The organism is Leptolyngbya sp. 7M (assembly GCF_018128485.1).
The window spans coordinates 1,853,213-1,872,811 of the sequence record NZ_CP070897.1 but is presented as its reverse complement, the minus strand read 5'-3'; the positions used below and the strand labels follow the sequence as shown (position 1 = coordinate 1,872,811).

Here is a 19,599-nt window from a genome sequence, read left to right as displayed (position 1 = left end):
CTCTATCTTCTCCTGGCCAGAATCATTGCAAGATCGCCATTATTTTCCAGCACTTCAGCAGTTATCTCATTAGGGGATCCGAATTGGTGAAGCCACTCGATCGGAACAAGTACGAGGAGTTCGGATATACCACGCGCGTCCATTTCGGCTGCAATGCTTGCGGGACCGGTCAGGCGTTTTTGCCTTCCATCAGTATCGCGTAACAAGCGACCGGCCGCATAAAACTCAGCATTATGCGAAACGGTATGGGCTCCGGCGATCAACAGATTCCCATAACCCTTTTGATCCGCTGACCGAACGAGAGACTTTACTGAATCTATCTCAGCATATTTTGGTACAACGAATATCAATAATCCTAGGATCAGAGCGAAGAAGAAAACGGCAAGGGCTTTTATCGCGACTTCACGACGTTCTGAGTCTCCTATCCACCGATAAACGTAAAGGGCCGTGATGATGATCGTCGGCGGGACAGCGGGAAGAATGTAGCCCGGAAGCTTGGAACCAGAAAACGAGAAAAAGATCAGCGGAACTGCCAGCCAGGACATAGCGAAGATAAAAAGATCTCTATTCGGGGATGATTTCGGCGCGGTTGTATCTTCGTGTTCATTTTCAGGGTTCGGACTGAAAAACGTCTTTCTAACTCCAGACCAGATGCCGGCGAAGAAAAAAGGTATCCAAGGTATCGTCATCAAGGGAAGGACCCAGAAAAAGAAATGAAAGGGCTGCGGATGCTGGTATTTATTTGATGTGTAACGCTGAAAGTGATGCTGAATAAAGAACTCATCGATGAACTGCCAGCCATTCGTAAGATACATAGGCAAATACCACGCTGATGCGACCAAAACCGATAAAGGCAGCCCCCAGATCGAGCTGATGATAAGCATCTTTGATGGGAGCTGCCGCCGCAAGATGTGGTAGAAAGTGACGATGGCGATGGGGAACACAATTCCGACAAGTCCTTTTGCAAGCAAGGCGATGCCGATAAAAAAATAAAAACACGCTAGCCACAAATATCTTCTGCGGTTATCGGGTTCTTGCATTGAGTAAACATCGAACAGGAAGAACCCAACCAGCGAAGCGGTTATCGGAAAGGTAAGAATTATGTCGAAGCTGGCGCCGCGGGCAAAAACGATCAGGCCAAGAGTTGTGGCAGCGATCATTCCCAAAAATTCACCAAACCTGTTCTTCCAACCGGAAGTAAGATCCGCTACCTTCCTGCCGAGTATCCAAAGGGATGCTACCGTTCCGAGCCCAAACATCGCAGAACCGAAGCGTGCCGCAAATTCATTTACACCGAACAGGTTGTAAGACGCGATCTGAAGCCAATACAAAAGCGCCGGTTTCTCAAACCAATTGAATCCGCCGAGCGTTGTGGTTACCCAATCCCCGTGTTGGAACATTTCGCGTGCGACTTGTGAATAGCGGGGTTCATCCGGGCCTAATAGTGGAATGGTCAAACCGAAAAAATAAACAAAGACGGTAATCGCCGCGAAGGCATACCAGAAATATGTTGAACAAAAAAATCGGTTGACCGTTTCCATCTTTGTTATTTATCGTCTAGTGGCCGAAAATGAAAGTATAACCAAATAGAGGGCCGGTTCAATCTAATGACAGAGAATCATAACGTTCAAGCCTCAAAGAAAAAGCTTCGTGCGGCGGCGATCGGCGTCGGTTCATTGGGACGCCATCATGCTAGGAATTACGCAGAGCTTGCACGCGAAGGCAGGCTTGAATTCGTGGGGATTTGCGACACGAATAAAGAAACGGCGCATGCAATAGCAACCGAACACGGCGGGAATGCGTTTATCGATTGGCGTGAACTCTTAAACAATGTCGATCTGGTCTCAATTGCAACACCTACCGAAACGCATTGTGAGATCGCCTGCGCATTCTTAGAGAATGGTGTTCATACCTTGGTCGAGAAGCCGATCGCAGTATCACTTGAAGAAGCGGATCGGATGATCGCCTCGGCAAAGAGGTCAGGAGCAAAACTTATGGTCGGCCAACTTGAAAGGTTCAATCCGGCAATGGTCGCCCTGAGGCCGCATATAACCAAACCGCTTTATTTTGAGATTCATCGCGTATCACCCTTTCCAAATCGTTCGCTGGATGTGGATGTGGTTTTGGATGTTATGATCCACGATCTTGATGCGGTCCAGTGGCTGGTTGGCAGCGATGTGAAAGTAAGCGAGATCAGGGCGGTGGGAATTCCTGTTATCTCGGATAAGGTTGATGCGGTTAATGCGAGGATCGAATTTGAGAACGGCGCTGTTGCGAACATAACGGCCTCGCGGATCGGCACGGAAAAGATCCGCAAGACGCGGTTTTATCAAACGAATGCCTACGTCGTTCTGGATTATGCAACGAAGTTCGCTTCGCTTACTTCGCTAGATCCGGACGCGGCTCATCCGCTCCTTGGTATTTCTATCAATCGACTGGAGATCAATGATGTGGAACCGCTTCGTGCCGAGATAGTTGCTTTTCTCGATTCGATCGAAAATGAGGATGAGCCGCCGGTTACCGGTGAAGACGGCCGCCGCGCGCTGGCCTTGGCGGTCGGCGTTCTTGAACGGATCAATGAGCACGTTAGGCGCGTCATTAAAAAATAATGGCGAATAGCCATGAGCTCATAGCTATTCGCCGCTTGAAGGAATTATTGGGATCTATGCGGTCGCAGAGGCTTCGCTGGTGCCGCCTGCTGACATTTGTTCGTGTATGGACTTCATCCACGCACGAGTCTTTTCAAGCTGCTCTTTTCCGCCCGGTTTATCATAAATCACCTTTTCCAGATTCTTGAACGCATCCGGCATTTCCCATTTTGCTCGGAGCTCACCGAGGAAAGGTTCGATCTTTGCAAAAACACCGATGTGTTCTCCATTGGTATCGTTGAACATATCCGCATCGATCGCTCCGTGGACAACCAAAGATGCGGCCATGTCCCAGTAAGATAGGACCATTCGGAGATAAGCGCCAACCTCCTGATCCATCATTGTTTTCTCGACGTCATCAGCACTGGTCGGATTGAACATAAACATCCAATCGCGGGCCTTTCGCATTGTCGCCTCGCGGCGCAGGTCATAAAGTTTAAGTATCAGTTCTGCAGATTCTGCTTTGTTCATAGAAAAAAGTCTCCTTTTGTAACAAGTGGAGTTACAGTGTATTCCTGTATTCGAAGGGTGTCAATGTCCCATGAGAAAAGTTAGGATATTGTTAAGATGAATGAACGCATCTCTGCATTTCTAAATGAATGCATCGCCGCAAACGATTTTCCGTCGGCGGTTTATCTGGTGGCTGAGAACGGTAAGGTCGTTTTTCATGATGCGGTCGGAAACGCTGTGGTCGAACCTGAAGTAATTCCCGCCAAATTGGAGACTATCTACGACCTGGCAAGTTTGACAAAGCCATTGGTAACAGGGCTATTAGCGGCTATGCTGGTCGAGCGTGGTTTGCTGGATCTGAAGGGAAGTGTTGGATCCATTACGGGCATTGGATCGCCGAGTATGAGAAAGGTGATCGTCGAAAACCTTCTAACGCATACGTCGCATCTGCCCGCTTGGAAAGCATTTTATATCGAAGTTGATGAGCCGAATGAGATAGTTTACTTTATTTCAAGTCTTCCACTGGAGCCAGAAGGCCCCGCTGTTAACTATAGTGATCTGAACTTTACGCTATTGATGTCGATCATTGAACGACTCTTTGGAGATAAGATCGATTCTGTTTTCTATAAGAACGTTTCCCGGACCTTAGAGCTCTCAGACACTCGTTTTGATCCACTTACGGAGATATTGCTTACGAGGATCGCCGCAAGTGAGAACGGTAATCAATACGAGAAGAAAACGTGTTTTGAGATGGGCTATTTCGGTCAGGAACATCCCGAGCGTGATCCGGATGCGTATTTTCGTCCATATCAGATCTGGGGCGAGGTTCACGATGGGAATGCTTATTTTATGGGCGGGGTTGCAGGACACGCGGGGTTGTTCTCGACCGCGGAAGAGGTTTTTAAGATAGCACTACAGTTTTTGCCGCCATATACAAAGCTCTTGAAACCCGAAACTTGTGAGCTTTTCAGAATCAATTTCACAAAGGGAATGAACGAAGAGCGTTCGTTCGCGTTTCAGCTCGCATCCACCAAGGATTCAACAGCCGGAACCAGGATGTCACCGGAAAGTTTTGGACATAATGGGTTTACGGGAACGTCGCTTTGGATAGATCCGGTCAACGATCGCATTTTCATACTGCTTACAAATCGGACTCATTGCCATTCATTGCCTTTCGTGAATATCAATTCCGTTCGGCGTAAGTTTCATGACCTTGCGATCGAAGAGCTTGATTCCCGCAAACGCTAAAAAACATAGCAACTTTTCACCTTCATATGCCGTCCTAACGACGCTTTCCCCGAAGTAAGATTCAGGCCGGAGTTTACGCTAAATGAAAAGAGTTGCGCTCGCGCTCGCATTGTTGGGGTCATTTACTTTCTTCGCTGTCGCACAAGCCGATCGATCCACCAGGCCGCGGGTTGCTCCAACACCTGCGCCTCAGATCGTCGAGCGGTATCCAGGCTCCGGCTCCAGGCCGGACGCACCGCCCGTGCTCGTCGGTGGACAGACTAGACCGACCTCGACCCCAGATCCAGTTAGTAATGACGATGATGAAGTGATCCGGATCGAAACCAATTTGGTTACGATGCCGGTTTCGGTTCTTGACCGAGATGGCAGATTCATTTCCGGACTTACCGAACGTGACTTTCAGATCTTCGAGAATGGCAAGCAGCAAAAGATAGAGTATTTTCAATCCACTGAACAGCCATTTACAGTCGCTCTTCTTATCGATGTAAGCCCATCGACTGCCTTTCGAATGGATGAGATCCACAACGCTGCCATCTTATTCGTTGAACAGCTCCGCCCAAGCGATCGCGTTATGGTCATTTCATTTGACGAAAGAATGCGCGTCCTAACGCCGCCTACAAATAATAGGAACGAGCTTCGTTATGCGATCCGGCAGGCTCAGTGGGGAAATGGAACGTCGCTTTATGAGGCTGTTGACAGAACACTTAAGAATGAACTGGCCCGGATAGAAGGACGCAAGGCGATCGTTCTTTTCACGGATGGTGTGGATACAACGTCTCGCCGTGCAAGCTATCAAAGTACATTAAACGAGACTGAAGAAGGAGACGCTCTCATCTATCTCATCTGTTTTTCCATCGTGATCCTGACGTCTTCCGGCGGATTGATGTTCTTAACGTCCACACGAGTTACTTTTACGCCCCATTTGTCTGTAGCTTCATCAAGGATCATTCGCAGCTTGGAATTGATCTCTTCACGGGAGGAAAGAGTATGGTCGAGGTCCATTTCGCCCATGACCGAACGCATACCCGTGATAGTAAGCTGAATTATACCGCCGACGAGGTCGGCAACCTCATAGACGGATTTGATCGGATCGGTGATCTGCCAATAGACGACAGAATCTACGTTGATAGTTACGTTATCGCGCGTAATAACGGGCTGCGGAGGCAGATCTATGTATTGCTCGCGGAGATCGATGGAGGTTAGCCCGGGCCTCACGTTCGTCCAATAGACCGCCCGAGGTGCTTCAAAGAACGGTACAATAATGTTAAGACCACTTTGGGCGACACGATGAAATCGACCCAATCTTTCAATGAGCAGAACGCTTGATTGTGGGACGATCTTTATTGTTTTCCAGGCAACAGTTAGCAGAACTATTCCAAGAAAGAAGAGTACGAAAAGTCCGAGTCCACCTAAAAGTGCTTCCATTGATACCTCCACGAAAGTATTTGCAACAAATATAAACCAATTCAATGGGAATTGCGATATTACTTGATCGAAAGCTGCCGTCCGAAATTTTATTTTTGGTGCGTCTATTTAATTAGCGGCGATGATACAAAGCGTGTGATCGCTTCGCGTTATAGGTTGAAATATGCGGAACATTTGCAAGGTATTTCCGTATGAAATAACGAGTTTCATTGACAACACGAACGGAACGCTCGGGAGGCACAGTTTTCATACCTAATTCTGCAGTAAATATCCACATGTCTTCTTCATTTGGCTAACCATTGCTTTCCGGGCATTCCTTCGTGTTTGTTCCTTTTCTTTATCCTGAGTCCTGCCTGTTTTCCCAAGTATTTGAAATTTATCGGGAATGGATTTGACTGATCAAAAGTCAGGCCGATTTTAGATCTCGGCCTCGTTCATTTACCATTTCTCAATTATCATTTTCCTCCTAATCGCTTATAATTCAACGCATTATGACCGTTTCGATCGATGACATTCGCACCGCACGCGAGCGCATAACCGGCGTTGTTCATAAAACGCCAATAATTAAGGACGAAAAGCTTACAGCTCAGCTCGGCACGCGTATCTACCTAAAGGCGGAGAACCTCCAGCGGGCCGGTTCGTTCAAGATACGGGGTGCTTACAATATGATCTCGCAGCTTTCGCCGGATGAACGCGAAAAAGGCGTGATAACGGCATCGGCGGGTAATCATGCACAAGGTGTTGCTCTCGCGGCACAGCTGAACGGGATCAAAGCGACGATAGTTCTGCCCGAATTTGCCCCGCTGACAAAGGTCGTCGCGACAAAAGCTCTCGGGGCGGAAGTCATAATGCACGGCCAGACATTCGATGAGGCGGTCGATCACAGTCGCGAGCTGCAAAAACAGCACGGCTTTACATATGTTCACGCATTCGACAATGACAACATCATTGCAGGGCAGGGGAGTATTGGTATGGAGATCGCTGAAGCCTCTGCGGATATAAAGACCGTGGTCGTGCCTATAGGCGGCGGCGGCATTATTTCAGGAATCGCGATAGCGATGAAAGAACTCGTGCCAGGTGCCCGTGTTATTGGTGTTCAGGCGTCAAATGTTGCACCGGTGCGGCCCTCTATCGAGGCCGGACATCCTGTTGACATTGATTATAAGCCTACGATCGCCGATGGAATTGCGATAAAGCGTCCCGCGGAACGCACGCTCGCGATCATCAAGGATCATGTTGATGAGCTCGTGGAGGTAACCGAAGAAGAGATCTCCGAGGCCATATTCCACCTTGCCCAAAACGCTCATCTAGTCGTCGAAGGCGCGGGAGCGGCCGGTGTTGCGGCGATAATGGCCGGTAAATTCAAGATCGCGCCGGATGAACGTGTTTGCGCGGTTCTTTGCGGTGGAAATATTGATGGAAATGTACTCGCGCGCGTAATCGAACAGGTTCTGGTCCGTAAGGGACGCTACGTTATTTTCAAAGTTCTGGTGCCGGATCGCCCGGGTTCGCTTGCCGGAATGTTAAAAATTATAGCCGAAGCACGTGCAAATGTGATCGAGGTCTATCATCAACGTGCGATCTGGCTCGCTCCTTTAGGAAGCGTGGGAATTGAGACGATTCTAGAGGTGCGCGACGCAGAACATGCAGCCGAGGTTAAGAATTTGCTCGAAAACGCCGGTCTTCACGTTGAATTCGAACACCAGGGCGACTGGTAATAGATTTGCCACGACGCCATATTTATTCTGTTTTATCGGCAATTGAATTATTTTTTAGCCACAATGTAGCTATCACGAGAGCGGACAACAAGATTTGGACGGTCGACTCGTACGCGTATCTGGCGACGTTCGCCGGGAGAGCCATCTTCGGATGGGATAAAGCCAATATCGTATTGTCGGCGCAGCTCCTCGGCGATGGCTTCAAAGGCTCGTTCCAGTCCGCCGGGGGTTGCTTCCGGGCGGAACATACGACCGCCCGTATATGCTGTAAGTTCTTCAATATACTTTCTGCCGACAGCATATTCACCTGAGGTCGTGCCGCGACCGGTCTGAGTCCTTCCAGGGAATGGCCATGATTGCGGCATCGATCTGGCCGTTTCGTAAAAGGTATTGTAATAAACGGCAAAGACCAAGGCGTCGAGTTCCTCCGCAAGGTCCAACGTAGAATCGTACGTCGCACGCCGGGATGTTGTATCAACACCGTCAGTGAATATGACTACTGCTTTTCTTCCCTCTATCGTTGCGATGTGTCGTCTGAAAGCAAGGTCGACGGCGTCATAGAGCGACGTGCCGCCCCCCCAATTCGTTTTGCGAATCGCATTATAGATCGCAGTACGATTAGTGGTCGCCTCGGTCCTAACTTTTATGCTGCCGTTGAATTCGATAACTGCAACACGGTCCTGCGGTTTCAACTGATCTACAAAGGCCCGTGCTGCGTTCCTGATCTCCTCTATCTTGTACTGCGTCGAAGGACTTGTATCTATCATCAGCACGACGGTGAACGCCTGTTCAGTGGTGGCGAAATATTCGATCTCTTGTTCGACACCGTTATCGAAGATCTTGAAATTCTCTTTTCTAAGTCCAGGAATGTAAAAGCCATTGCGGTCAAAAACTGAGACCGGAATGGTAACTAGGTTTGTCGCGACCCTGACCACGTCCTCGATGTCTTCCACATCGCCGACCGAGCCGTCTGAATTGTTTGAGCGCGTGCTGGGAATATTGTCTGCGCCTACGGAGCGGAAGCGAGGCGAAACGCGGGGTGGGCGCTTTGGCAAAGGAACGGTTTCCGAATAAAGTTCGACAGCAGCGGGCGTTGGGGTCGGTTGCGGTTCGACGCGTCTTCCGGATTGCGAAAAGGCGAGAGTAGCCGCAAGCAATAAAAAGACTGATAAATGCAAGAACCTTTTCATACTAACTTTATCGAGCGAATGTGGTATCTATGCTTTGACGAGCGCTGGTTCGATCTGGATCACCGCGTTATTATAGTTTTCCAAAGATCGTCAGGATCGAGAATGCGGTCATTATAGCCACTACAAGCCAACCTGCTAACTCCAACCATTTCGGATGGGCGTAATCTATGCTATCTAATACCCGTCTTGCCCCCAATAATATGATGGCAAGCCCGATCGGAAGTATAAAACCGTTTATGGTTCCCGCCCAGATCAGCACCTGTACCGGACGCCCGATCAAGAGAAAAATACCCGTCGAAAACAGAATAAACGCTACTATTATGAGATTGCTCTTCTCTTCAATTCGTTTGCTGAACGTTTTGAAAAATGATACTGAAGTAAACGCCGCCCCTACTGTTGATGTGATAGCTGCTGCCCACATCACTACACCAAAAAGTTTGTAGCCTATTTCGCCCGCGGCATTCTGAAACACCGAAGCCGGCGGATTCGCAGTATCTATCGATACTCCCATCGCGACCACACCAAAAGCCGCCAGAAACAGAAGAAAACGGATCAAAGTGGTCAATAAGATGCCGGTCACTGCGCTTTTATCAACACGGGACAGTTCTTCCACCCCTGAGATGCCGGCATCGATCAGCCGGTGAGCCCCGGCAAATGTGATGTATCCTCCAACAGTGCCACCGACCAAAGTAACGATGGCTGCTGCATCTAAAGTGGCAGGGAAAATTGTTCGATACGCTGCTTCCGCGATCGGCGGGCGTGAGGTGAACACGACATAAACTATAAGCAACAACATCATCAGGCCTAGCACCTTTACAAATGCGTCCATCACGCGTCCAAAATCCCTTATCAGAAAGATCGTTATCGCGATCGCCGCGCTAATGGCTGCTCCGAACTGGACCGGGATGCCAAAAAGGACGTTCATACCAAGACCTGTACCAGCAATATTTCCGATATTGAACACAAGGCCTCCGAAGACGACCATTCCGGCCAAAAGATAACCGCTGCCGGGAATGGTCTCGTTCGCAACGTCCTGACCGCGTTTGCCGCTGACCGTCAGAACCCGCCAGATGTTCAGTTGGGCAAAAATATCCAGGACAACCGAAACGAGGATCACAAATCCGAAACTTGCGAGTAACTGTGTCGTGAAAACCGTCGTTTGGGTAAGGAATCCTGGCCCGACAGCAGAAGTGGCCATCAGAAAAGCCGCGCCAAGTATTGCCGTTGATGCTTTTGTTGATCTCATTCGAAGCTTTTGATCGCGAATCCGGAATTTGAAAGAGCACTTCTGATCGTCTTCGCAAATTCCACAGCATTGGGCCCGTCACCGTGAAGGCAGATCGTCTCAGCCTTGACCGAAAGCATCAGCGCATCTGTTGAGCGGACAAGACCATACTTCACCAGATCCAGCGCCTGTTCGGCCGCGGAGTGCGAATCCTGGATCAAAGCATACGGTTCGCTTCTTGGCGTTAAGGAACGATCGGAACGATACGTTCGATCGGCGAATACTTCGGACGCTGTGCGAAGGCCGATCCGTTCGGCTTCTTTTATCGAATAACTTTCAGAGAGCCCGAAAAGTATAAGTCCGCTGTCTATTTCCTTAATACATTCGGCTATTAGCGCAGCCGTGTTGGGATCGGCAGCAGAACGATTGTAAAGAGCCCCGTGCGGTTTGACGTGTCGGAGAATCACTCCTTTTTGATCGCATATCTCGCGTAATTCCGAGATCTGGTCTTCGATCGTTTTAAATAGCTCCTTCTCAGAAAGATCCAATGCGAAGCGGCCAAAATTTTCGCGATCGGGGTATCCAGGATGAGCTCCTATAGTGACCTGATATTCTATTGCCAATTCGACGGTACTTAGCATCGTGGTCCTATCGCCGGCGTGCATTCCACAGGCGATATTTACAGACGAGATGTATTGCATCAATTCGGCATCGTTGGGACAACCTTCACCGAGATCACAATTTAGATCGATCGATCGTGTCATTGAAGGATAAGATTATAACAGGTTTTAGTGGAGAGCCTTTCTAAGTTCAGTGGCGACCCGCAATCGTTTGATGTTGTGTTGCAGATCTATAGCAAGCTGCTCTGCTTCTGCAAGTTCTATGGGATGAAAATGTATCTTGTCTCCGGTGCCGAGCTGGGCCAAGAGCGGCAGATCGACCGAGCAAACTTGCAAAATACGCGGATAGCCTCCTGTAGTTTGATGATCTGCCATCAATACCACCAGTTGACCATTTGGCAATAACTGAACCGTTCCGAATGTAACACCTGACGATAGCATCTCAGTTGTGTCCAAAATCGATATTGTTTGTCCCTTCAGGCGGAAGCCCATCCTATTTGAATCCGGTGAGATCGTAAATTGCTGATCAAATAGCTCTCGTGCGGCATTTTCTGATAATCTCGAAAACTCGGGCCCTTTAATAACACGGACCGTCGGAAAGCGAGAGTATTTAGGTATCAATGAGCGAGAGATAATAACGTTTGATGTGTAAACTCCATAATTCATCGCACATAGAGGTATCTCATCGCCGGCGAGCAATCTTCGCCCCAGAGATCCGGGCAGTCCACAGCGAAGATCGGTCGAGCTGCTGCCAAGCCATTTCAGCACCTCAAGTTCGCCATCGACGGCAAGATAACAACGGTTGCCTTCCTTTCGATCTTTGAATGAAAGCACTGATCTGTCTTCAGCACGGATGCATCGCCATCGAGCGACCGAACTTCCATTTAGATGAGCATCGAGGTCGGCGCCACCTTATTCGGCTAACGACAAAAAGAGAGCCTATCGAGCAGGCTCTCGAAAGCGTCGTCCGCGGTCGTGGTGAGATAGAAGTTCTTTCGTGCAGCGAACCGGTAAGGCTTCATCCGGTTGAGGGCTTTACTCAAAAGGTAGTCCGGTTCACCACCGACATCCCGCATATGCCCAATTGGGGCAAACCGCTACTTCTTGGCCCGGGCTCTATATTGGTGGCACATACAAAAGATGAATTTGTGCTGAAGAAAGACCTCGAAATGGCGGTCGAGCAGTATGCGTCGCTCGTGAAACGGCTCTTGGTTGCCGAAACGTCTGACTGAAGTAGTGCATCTTCTCTATTCTCTGTGGCAAACTCTCTTTTATGAAGATCGCTCTTATCGGATACGGAAAGATGGGCAGGCTGATCGAGACGGTCGCGGCAGAACGGGGCCACGACAAGGTCGTCGTGGTAAATGAATCTCATGCCGGCCTTGCTTCCGAAAAGCTTGCTGAGACGCTGAAGATCGCAGATGTTGGGATCGATTTTTCGTCCGCGGATGCAGTAAGCCGCAATGTTGAGGCGTGCATGCTAGCGGGTATTCCGATCGTCGAGGGGACGACCGGTTGGCACAAGGATAGGGAAGAGGTTGAGAAATTGGTCGCCGCTCACAACGGAGCAATGATCTATGGAGCGAATTTCTCGATCGGGGTGAATCTTTTTTACCGAATCGCAGACTATGCCGCCGAGCTTTTGAGCAAATTCCCCGAATATGAAGCTTTTATTGAGGAGCAACATCATTCACGCAAAAAAGATTCTCCTAGTGGAACGGCGATAAAACTAGAGGATATAGTGTCAACAAAACTTTATCGGGACGATTCTATGAATCGTGTTCGCATTCCAATTGCCGTAACACGAGCGGGAAACATCCCCGGGACTCACAGACTTGGGTTTGACGGTCCTTCAGATCAGGTGCTGATACAACATACAGCACGCAACCGTGAATGTTTCGCCCATGGGGCCGTGCTGGGGGCAGAGTGGATAAAGGATAGAAAGGGATTTTATGAGTTTGCGGACGTTATTTGGGAAATGTTGTCTGCTCCAGTAAAACCCGAGAAAAGATAGCCTAACCGTAAATCAATGATTGTAATGGGAAGGAGGACAATGGTGCTTCTGATATTTACCTGTATTTCTGAAGAACCAAAACTGTATGGCGGAGTGCAGCGCTTGTCCTCCAAATTTATTAGATATATTTGCTTATCACTTTCGATATTTGCTCTCTTCCGACTGCGCCAACGATGCGTTCCTGTTCCTGGCCGCCCTTGAAGACAATAAGCGTCGGTATGCTTCTTATACCAAAACGGTTTGGCACATTTTGGTTTTCGTCAACATTCATCTTATAAACACCTGCTTTACCGCTAAACTCCTCTGCTACTGCCTCAACCGTTGGTGCGATCATCCTGCACGGGCCGCACCATTCGGCCCAGAAATCTACAAGTACGGGCACATCGGCACCCAAGACATCATTCTCAAAGTTTGAATCCGTTATTTCCTTCGCGAAATTCCCCATTTTATTCTCCTGATAAATATTGCCAAATTATAGCCTAGCGTCCGAAGACGGCGCAAAGACCGATCGTTATAGCTCGTCTGAAATAAGCACTTCACAACACCAACAAACGAACCATGAAGAACTGTAACAAAGGTGATTACAAATGTCAAACGTCAATCTGATTTGCGCGATCTGGCGGAGGTGCTTAATCTTTGATATATGCTGGTGCTCGGCATTGAGACGTCTTGCGATGAGACGGCCGCTGCGGTGGTCCGTGACGGTCGGACGATACTTTCATCCATAATCTCCTCACAGATCCGGCTACATCGGCCGTATGGCGGTGTTGTGCCGGAATTGGCGTCGCGTGAGCATCTTGAAAAGATCGAACAGGTAGTTTCAACGGCGCTGTCCGAAGCGAGCATCTCGCTGGAAGAGGTTGACGCCATAGCCGTTACACAGGGGCCGGGGTTGGTCGGGGCTTTGTTAGTTGGTGTTTCTTATGCAAAGGCTCTTTCTTTCGGCCTGAATATTCCTTTGATCGGTGTGAATCATATTGAGGGCCACGTCTTTTCAGTCGTTTTTGACAACCCCAAGATAGTGTTTCCAACCTTGGCCTTGATCGTCTCGGGAGGCCATACCAACATCTTTTTTGTCCCCGAATCGGGAAGATATCGTTTGGTTTCGAGGACGCGTGATGATGCTGCCGGAGAGGCATTTGATAAAGTCGCAAAGATGCTAGGATTGGGCTATCCCGGCGGTCCTATAATTGAAAGGATCGCACAGGATGGCGATGCGAAAGCCGTGAGATTCACTAAGGCCAAGATCTCGGACGGGCGTCCAGACCTAAGCTTTAGCGGGCTAAAAACTGCTGTTGCGAAGTATATGAAGGAGAACGCCATCGATCCAGTTGGAGGTGGTCATGCGACGCAGGAGCTGTGTGACCTTGCGGCCAGCTTCCAGGCTTCGGTTGTGGACGCTCTTGTATCAACATTGGAGAGATTGGCACTTGAACTAACTCCGCGTTCATTGATAGTTGCCGGTGGCGTGGCTTGTAATTTAAAGCTGCAGGACGAGTCACGAAAAATGGCCGACAGTTTGGGTATTCCAGTCTATTTCCCATCAAAACATCTTTCGACCGATAATGCCGCGATGATCGCGGCGGCAGGCTACTTCCATTTATCATCAGGACGTGTCTCTGATGAAAACATAACAGCTGACGTAACGCTCCGGCTGCAAAATGACGGCATCACAGAGCCCACTGGTGCAGGTAAGAGGCCGCGTTATCGCGTATAAAGGTATTGCGTAAGAGGGCGGCGAGGATTTACAATTAGTACATTCAACAGATCACGTACGTATCCTCCACGGTCCTGTGATCCATTGATCGGTCAAATGCCTGCGTTGGCCTGTTTTGAAATTTCCGTAGTAAGTAAATTCGATCTGTATCATCACGTTCCTGCCCAGTGCCAAGGACTCGACCTGAAAGATCGATCCATTTGAGGAAAATAGACATTATGAAGAGGATCAGTTTCGCATCATGCGTCTTTAGTTTGATCTTTGCGATCACTATTGCGGTTAATTCTCAGCAGACCGCACCGCCATTTCGTGTGTTTCAGGGATATATTACGGGACTTACATCACCGGTGCTTTTGACAAGTGCACGTGATGGTACGCGGAGGATGTTCATCGTTCAACAGGGCGGGATAATTAAGGTGGTGCAACCCGGATCACGCACCACGACCGACTTTATGAACATTTCAACGCGAATAACCTCTGGCGGAGAACGTGGGCTGCTCGGACTAGCTTTTCACCCGAATTTCCGGGAGAACAGCTACTTTTTCGTGAATTACACACGCACCGGGGATGGGGCCACTATCATTTCCAGATTTACCGCGACTCAGAATAACACTGTCGGCGATCCAAATAGTGAGCGCATCCTAATGACCATCTCTCAACCATTCACAAACCACAATGGTGGGATGATCGAATTTGGTCCGGATGGAAACCTTTATATCGGAATGGGGGATGGCGGTTCGGGAAACGATCCGGGAAGTCGCTCACAAAATATAAATGAGCTCCTTGGCAAGTTTCTGCGGATCACGCCTGATGTCTCGGGCAACAACGCGAACCCGCCCTACACGATTCCACCGGATAATCCTTATGTTGGGGTGCCCGGCGCTGACGAGATCTATGCTATTGGGCTTCGTAACCCTTGGCGATGGTCCTTCGATCGTGGAGGCAATAGGCAGCTTTGGGCTGGTGATGTGGGTCAGTCAGCCAGGGAGGAGGTCAGCATAATTTCCCTAGGGGCGAATCTCGGTTGGCGGGTCTATGAAGGCACGCTTTGTACCGGTCTAAATCCTGATCTTTGTTCTACGGGGAGTAACCCCATTCAGCACACTCCTCCGGTTTTTGAATATCCGCGGACATCGCCGCGGTGTTCGATAACGGGCGGATACGTTTATCGCGGCGTTCAGAATGCTCGTCGAAAAGGCGAGTATCTTTACGGCGATTATTGTTCCGGGGAGATACTAACCTGGTTCAACAATCAGCAGACGATGCTATTAGATACGACCCGAAATATTTCATCATTTGGGGAGGATGAGGACGGCGAACTTTACGTGATCGGGCTCGGCGGTACGGTCGATAAGATACTTGGGAACAAGCCCTCTGCTGATTTCGACGGAGACCTGCTAACTGATATCAGCGTTTATCGTCCGTCAGAAGGCAATTGGTACATCAGAAATAGTGGGAACGGGAATATCGGCACTGTCAGGTTCGGACTTGAGAACGACATCCCCGTTGCGAAGGATTATGACGGTGACCTTAAAACAGATATCGGAGTTTTTAGACCGTCGGAGGGAACCTGGCTTTACCTAAGAAGCTCTGATTCTACGTTTGCCGGTTTCCAGTTCGGAGCGAATGGAGATATTCCGGTTGCGGGTGATTATGACGGCGACGGATTGGCGGATTTTGTTGTTTTTAGACCATCGACAGGAGTTTGGTATGTTTTCCGCAGCAGTGATCAGGGATTTGCTGCGATACCGTTCGGTTTGAGTGGTGATCGGCCAACCCCCGGTGATTTTGACGGTGACGGAAGATACGACATTGCTCTTTGGCGGCCATCAAACGGCACGTGGTATCGGCAGAATAGTTCAAATGGTACGTTCTTCTCTGGCCAGTTCGGCCTTGACGGTGATATTCCTGTTGCCGCGGACTATGATGGTGATACCCGTTCCGATCTCGCTGTCTTCAGGCCTTCGAACGGTGTATGGTATATGATTAGGAGCCTCAATAATGACATCAGAATATTCAGTTGGGGCTTGAATGGTGATATCCCAGTGGTCGGGGATTACGATGGCGACAGCATTGATGACGCGGCAGTGTTCAGGCCATCAAACGGTGTTTGGTACATCATCAGAAGCTCGAACTCGTCTCTCCAGTATTTTCAGTTCGGGCTGAATGGAGATCTTCCGATCCCGTTCTATGACCGGCCCTAGGCTCTGGCGATCGTGAAGACGGTTACCGATCCGGCTCCGCTGCGTCTCAGCTCTCGAGCACATGCAGAAACGGTGGAGCCGGTAGTGAGTACGTCATCGACGAGCAGCACCCTTTTCTCTTTGACAAACCCCTCCCTCACGACCCTAAAAGCTTTTTCGACCGTATTGGCCCTTGCCTTACTGTCCATTCCTGCACGATGTGCCAGCGTATGCGCCGTCCGAGTAAGGCTTTTTGCATCCATTGATATATTCAACGTTCGTGCAACCACTTTGGCAATTACCTCTGCCTGATTAAAACCACGTTCGAATCTGCGTTCGCGCGATAGCGGTACCGGCATTATGGTATCGGCCTCAAACTTGATCGATGACAGACGTTCCTCAATGCACTTTCTTAGTATTTTAGGGACTTTAGGATTTGTTTTTAGGTAGATGATTGAGGCTTTTATCCCCTTTTCATAAGGCCCTAAGGAGATCACTTTGTCATAGTAGTGGCCGACGCAATCAGAGCAAGAGGCTGTTTGTCCTAATGCGATCCTTTCGAATCTTCGGCTACAGCGTTGGCAAATGGGTGCATCATCTTGGAAAAACGCAGTTTCTGACCAGCAGGCTAAACAAACGTCTGCATTGTGTGTTGATTCGACGATCTTGCTACATATGCTGCAAGTTAGCGGAAAGACTAATGATGTTAGGGCGTCGAAAAGACCAAACATCTGTGAGAAGTTCAGAATAAGAATTCAGGGAACAGAGAAGTGCGATCGCTAAAAATGTTAACTAACGCAGAGCGGACTATTCGTCATCCAAAAGTCCTTGTTCAACAAGTTCCTGACAGTCCAAACAATAACGAGCCCAGGGGATAGCCTCAAGACGTTTTGGAGTAATATCCTTTTCACAGTTTTGGCATTTTCCGAATTCATCGTCGTCCATCCTTCTTAAAGCCTCGTCAATGAGAGCCAGCTGACGGCTTTCGTTTTCGGATACTGCTAAAAGAACATTCTTTGAGTAATTTCTGACTGCTAGATCGACGGGGTCCGGGGTCTCGGAATCGTCAATGGAAAGGTCATTCCCGTTAAGCTTTGTTATAAGGAATTCACGCTCCTCATCAAGCCGCTTACGGATCGCCTTTAATGTGGTCTTATTCATTTCTGGTAAGGAAAGCCCCTAATTATTGTAAATGCCCTATATAGCTGTTCTAACAGAACGACACGAGCCATTTCGTGCGTAAAAGTTAGAAACGATAAGGATAACCCAATATCGATTCACAGAGGAGAGATTGAACACAAATTCTAGATAGCCATTTTTATCTGTTTGGGCGCTGTTGACGGTGAGGTTCTCATGAAATCGATAATTGTGCAAGGTGAGATTAATGCCATTCCGCAATTCAATTTCTCGCTTATAGCCTGTTGCCAACTGGGATGGATATTCTACGACCCAGTCAGAGGAATCTGTCGGATCACCACAGCGAGCCTGTTGCCAACTCGCTTCCCACAGTTGATCCTAGCTTTCCTCTGAAAGGACGATCGCCATAGTCCATCACAATTAAAATCTTAGAGCTGCTTACACAGGCGATGCAAAGTCACTATCGAATTTTAGTCAGTCGTTCCCAAACTCGTCCTATAGCCGATCTGTATTCTTTTAATCTCAGTGATCCAATTCCCCTATTCCCCCTACCGTTACGACCAGAAGATCCAGAGGTAATCGTTGATTTACGCACAATTATTACCGACCTGTACGAGCAGTTAGGCTATGACTATTTCATCGACTATCGCAACCCACTACCAGTACCTTGGGAAATGGCGGACGTTGCTCCTTTTGTCAATCTGAATGGTGATGAAGGTTGAGATAAGCTGGTGTCAATGCTATTGCCAAAATACAGTTTGACCAATGGCAAGTATGCCTAAATTTTGGGCGGTTGTTGGGCGTCATTGTTGTCGGCATGGAACGAGCGTCATAACTTGACTAAACTGATGAGCTTGCATAGTTAAATCTCCAAGTTAAATACAGAGTATTGCTTCTAGCAAAAGCAAATAGTTTCCGCCTGCATCAGGCTTTCAGCTGCCCTTGGGTCAGATTATCCACCTGACATGTCAGGATGAACTCCAGACATTTCCTGTAACGACATCCAGAAGGACTCTCCGATTCATCACAAATGGAAGCCCAAAATAGCCGAGTAATGTCATTGTCAGATCAATTTGCTGCTTATCAATGGAAGAAGCATCATGAATTAGATTATCTGTTGGGGCAATGTAGGCTTCTCCTGGAGCAACCTTTAGCTTGACAACTGGGTAGCTTGGATAGCGCTGCATAAATAACTCCCCTAATCGCACTCCATTCGGATCATTTTTCACCTCCAAAGGATTTAACGCATCCGATAAATCTTTCAATGTTAGATTGATAAACAAGAAGAACCGATCTTCACGACCCAAATTAATGCAAAGCCGATTACGTGATCGATGTCTTTGCTCTACTGGTGCTAGTTCCCAACTATCCAGATGCATCCCAACATAAACGACCTGATCCGGATCAATGGCTTGCCCAGGGGGTTGCAACTGAGCTAATGTTGCCGTTGAGGTTTCAAGACCCGGCTGTTTCAGATAAAATCCCAGCAATTTAGGCTGATGGGGAAAGAGGAAATAACGATGCAGAAACTGGATGATTGGCAAAATCGCCTGCTTATTCTCTGGAGATTGTAACCGTTCCAGGAAGTGCTGACGAGATAGAGTGGCTGGTTCAAGCTTTTCCAGAATCGTGATCAGGGGTGCTAAAACTGGGTCAGGAATGCGACAGACTCCGATAAATGAACCTAGCTGCCAGCCCAGCGGATTGGCCTGTGAATTATCAGCACAGAGCAACTGATATTCAGACGAGTTGGGTAAACGCCAGGGTGGTTGTGGGATAAATGCATTTGGAGCATACGAGCGATGTCCTGACATTGTGGCTGCTCGGGTAACACCGGAGCTAATCCAAATCCGTTGTGCCTGCCCTTCCAGATCTGGAGACAGAACAAGCTGAACTCCCTTATGTAGGGCTGAATAGTGATCAGAATTCAGTTCAGAGTATTGCTTAGTTACCATAGTCAGACAGAGAAGTAAGCAATGCAAAATGTGGTTGTTACAATGACCGTCAACTACTCATCTTATTAG

At 48.6% G+C, this 19,599-nt stretch carries 20 protein-coding genes and 2 pseudogenes; 9 read left to right on the top strand and 13 right to left on the bottom strand.

What is annotated here, in order from left to right; genetic code table 11:
- Positions 1-2: 2 nt before the first annotated feature.
- The gene (locus JVX88_RS08890; RefSeq protein WP_211626978.1) at positions 3-1,541 is read right to left on the bottom strand and encodes an ArnT family glycosyltransferase; all 1,539 of its coding nucleotides are present in this window, start codon (positions 1,539-1,541) and stop codon (positions 3-5) included.
- A gap of 66 nt (positions 1,542-1,607) precedes the next feature.
- Here JVX88_RS08890 and JVX88_RS08885 point away from each other — a divergent pair, with 66 nt between their 5' ends.
- Entirely contained in the window at positions 1,608-2,609 is a 1,002-nt protein-coding gene (locus JVX88_RS08885; RefSeq protein WP_211626977.1) for a Gfo/Idh/MocA family protein, read from the top strand.
- Positions 2,610-2,663: 54 nt separating this feature from the next.
- Here JVX88_RS08885 and JVX88_RS08880 read toward each other — a convergent pair whose 3' ends face one another.
- Positions 2,664-3,119 (bottom strand): hypothetical protein, encoded by a 456-nt coding sequence (locus tag JVX88_RS08880; protein ID WP_211626976.1) that lies wholly within the window; start codon positions 3,117-3,119, stop codon positions 2,664-2,666.
- 96 nt (positions 3,120-3,215) lie between these two features.
- Between JVX88_RS08880 and JVX88_RS08875 the strand changes: the two genes are divergently transcribed.
- Positions 3,216-4,346 (top strand): serine hydrolase domain-containing protein, encoded by a 1,131-nt coding sequence (locus JVX88_RS08875; RefSeq protein WP_211626975.1) that lies wholly within the window; start codon positions 3,216-3,218, stop codon positions 4,344-4,346.
- An 82-nt stretch (positions 4,347-4,428) separates the two neighbouring features.
- A pseudogene (locus JVX88_RS08870) lies at positions 4,429-5,184 on the top strand (VWA domain-containing protein); the annotation flags it as partial.
- Here JVX88_RS08870 and JVX88_RS43955 read toward each other — a convergent pair.
- Entirely contained in the window at positions 5,181-5,771 is a 591-nt protein-coding gene (locus JVX88_RS43955) for a paraslipin (protein ID WP_225931363.1), read from the bottom strand. The pseudogene JVX88_RS08870 and the gene JVX88_RS43955 sit on opposite strands and share 4 nt — an antisense overlap.
- A gap of 491 nt (positions 5,772-6,262) precedes the next feature.
- On the opposite strand from JVX88_RS43955, the gene ilvA reads away from it, so the two are divergent.
- Positions 6,263-7,489 carry a threonine ammonia-lyase gene (ilvA, locus tag JVX88_RS08860; protein WP_211626972.1) on the top strand — a complete coding sequence of 409 codons (1,227 nt, stop codon included), beginning with the start codon at positions 6,263-6,265 and terminating at the stop codon, positions 7,487-7,489.
- Positions 7,490-7,536: 47 nt separating this feature from the next.
- On the opposite strand, the gene JVX88_RS08855 is transcribed toward ilvA, so the two are convergent.
- From JVX88_RS08855 to JVX88_RS08840, 4 genes are all read right to left on the bottom strand, one after another.
- Positions 7,537-8,679, bottom strand: a complete 1,143-nt coding sequence (locus JVX88_RS08855; RefSeq protein ID WP_211626971.1) for a VWA domain-containing protein — start codon at positions 8,677-8,679, stop codon at positions 7,537-7,539.
- Between the two features lie 70 nt (positions 8,680-8,749).
- Positions 8,750-9,925, bottom strand: a complete 1,176-nt coding sequence (locus JVX88_RS08850) for an NRAMP family divalent metal transporter (RefSeq protein WP_211626970.1) — start codon at positions 9,923-9,925, stop codon at positions 8,750-8,752.
- Entirely contained in the window at positions 9,922-10,668 is a 747-nt protein-coding gene (locus tag JVX88_RS08845; RefSeq protein WP_211626969.1) for a LamB/YcsF family protein, read from the bottom strand. Before JVX88_RS08845 ends, JVX88_RS08850 begins: the two co-directional genes overlap by 4 nt.
- A 24-nt stretch (positions 10,669-10,692) precedes the next feature.
- Positions 10,693-11,379 (bottom strand): hypothetical protein, encoded by a 687-nt coding sequence (locus JVX88_RS08840; protein WP_225931516.1) that lies wholly within the window; start codon positions 11,377-11,379, stop codon positions 10,693-10,695.
- On the opposite strand from JVX88_RS08840, the gene JVX88_RS08835 reads away from it, so the two are divergent.
- Positions 11,349-11,756, top strand: coding sequence for a hypothetical protein (locus tag JVX88_RS08835; protein ID WP_211626968.1), 408 nt, complete (start codon positions 11,349-11,351; stop codon positions 11,754-11,756). The genes JVX88_RS08840 and JVX88_RS08835 overlap by 31 nt on opposite strands.
- A gap of 41 nt (positions 11,757-11,797) precedes the next feature.
- Positions 11,798-12,538, top strand: a complete 741-nt coding sequence (gene dapB / locus JVX88_RS08830) for a 4-hydroxy-tetrahydrodipicolinate reductase (RefSeq protein ID WP_211626967.1) — start codon at positions 11,798-11,800, stop codon at positions 12,536-12,538.
- A gap of 118 nt (positions 12,539-12,656) precedes the next feature.
- Here the strand turns inward: dapB and trxA are convergent, their stop codons facing one another.
- A complete protein-coding gene (trxA, locus tag JVX88_RS08825; protein ID WP_211626966.1) occupies positions 12,657-12,983 on the bottom strand; it encodes a thioredoxin in 327 nt (108 codons plus the stop codon).
- A 198-nt stretch (positions 12,984-13,181) separates the two neighbouring features.
- Between trxA and tsaD the strand changes: the two genes are divergently transcribed.
- Entirely contained in the window at positions 13,182-14,255 is a 1,074-nt protein-coding gene (tsaD, locus tag JVX88_RS08820) for a tRNA (adenosine(37)-N6)-threonylcarbamoyltransferase complex transferase subunit TsaD (protein WP_211626965.1), read from the top strand.
- Between the two features lie 218 nt (positions 14,256-14,473).
- Positions 14,474-16,459: a PQQ-dependent sugar dehydrogenase gene (locus tag JVX88_RS08815; protein ID WP_211626964.1), complete on the top strand. Its 1,986-nt coding sequence runs from the start codon at positions 14,474-14,476 to the stop codon at positions 16,457-16,459.
- Here JVX88_RS08815 and JVX88_RS43950 read toward each other — a convergent pair.
- The 4 genes and pseudogenes from JVX88_RS43950 to JVX88_RS08800 form a co-directional block, all read right to left on the bottom strand.
- Positions 16,456-16,797, bottom strand: coding sequence for a phosphoribosyltransferase family protein (locus JVX88_RS43950; RefSeq protein ID WP_211626963.1), 342 nt, complete (start codon positions 16,795-16,797; stop codon positions 16,456-16,458). The two genes, JVX88_RS08815 and JVX88_RS43950, sit on opposite strands and share 4 nt — an antisense overlap.
- Before the next feature lie 171 nt (positions 16,798-16,968).
- Positions 16,969-17,169: pseudogene (locus JVX88_RS43945) on the bottom strand (double zinc ribbon domain-containing protein); the annotation flags it as partial.
- Between the two features lie 76 nt (positions 17,170-17,245).
- Positions 17,246-17,599, bottom strand: coding sequence for a TraR/DksA family transcriptional regulator (locus JVX88_RS08805; RefSeq protein ID WP_211626962.1), 354 nt, complete (start codon positions 17,597-17,599; stop codon positions 17,246-17,248).
- Positions 17,596-17,709 (bottom strand): 23S rRNA (pseudouridine(1915)-N(3))-methyltransferase RlmH, encoded by a 114-nt coding sequence (locus JVX88_RS08800; RefSeq protein ID WP_263975578.1) that lies wholly within the window; start codon positions 17,707-17,709, stop codon positions 17,596-17,598. The genes JVX88_RS08805 and JVX88_RS08800 overlap by 4 nt, the downstream gene beginning before the upstream one ends.
- Before the next feature lie 279 nt (positions 17,710-17,988).
- Between JVX88_RS08800 and JVX88_RS08795 the strand changes: the two genes are divergently transcribed.
- On the top strand, positions 17,989-18,297 hold the full coding sequence (locus tag JVX88_RS08795) for a DUF4058 family protein (RefSeq protein ID WP_315875335.1): 309 nt from the start codon (positions 17,989-17,991) through the stop codon (positions 18,295-18,297).
- Between the two features lie 246 nt (positions 18,298-18,543).
- On the opposite strand, the gene JVX88_RS08790 is transcribed toward JVX88_RS08795, so the two are convergent.
- Entirely contained in the window at positions 18,544-19,530 is a 987-nt protein-coding gene (locus tag JVX88_RS08790) for a hypothetical protein (protein ID WP_211626960.1), read from the bottom strand.
- Between the last annotated feature and the right edge of the window lie 69 nt (positions 19,531-19,599).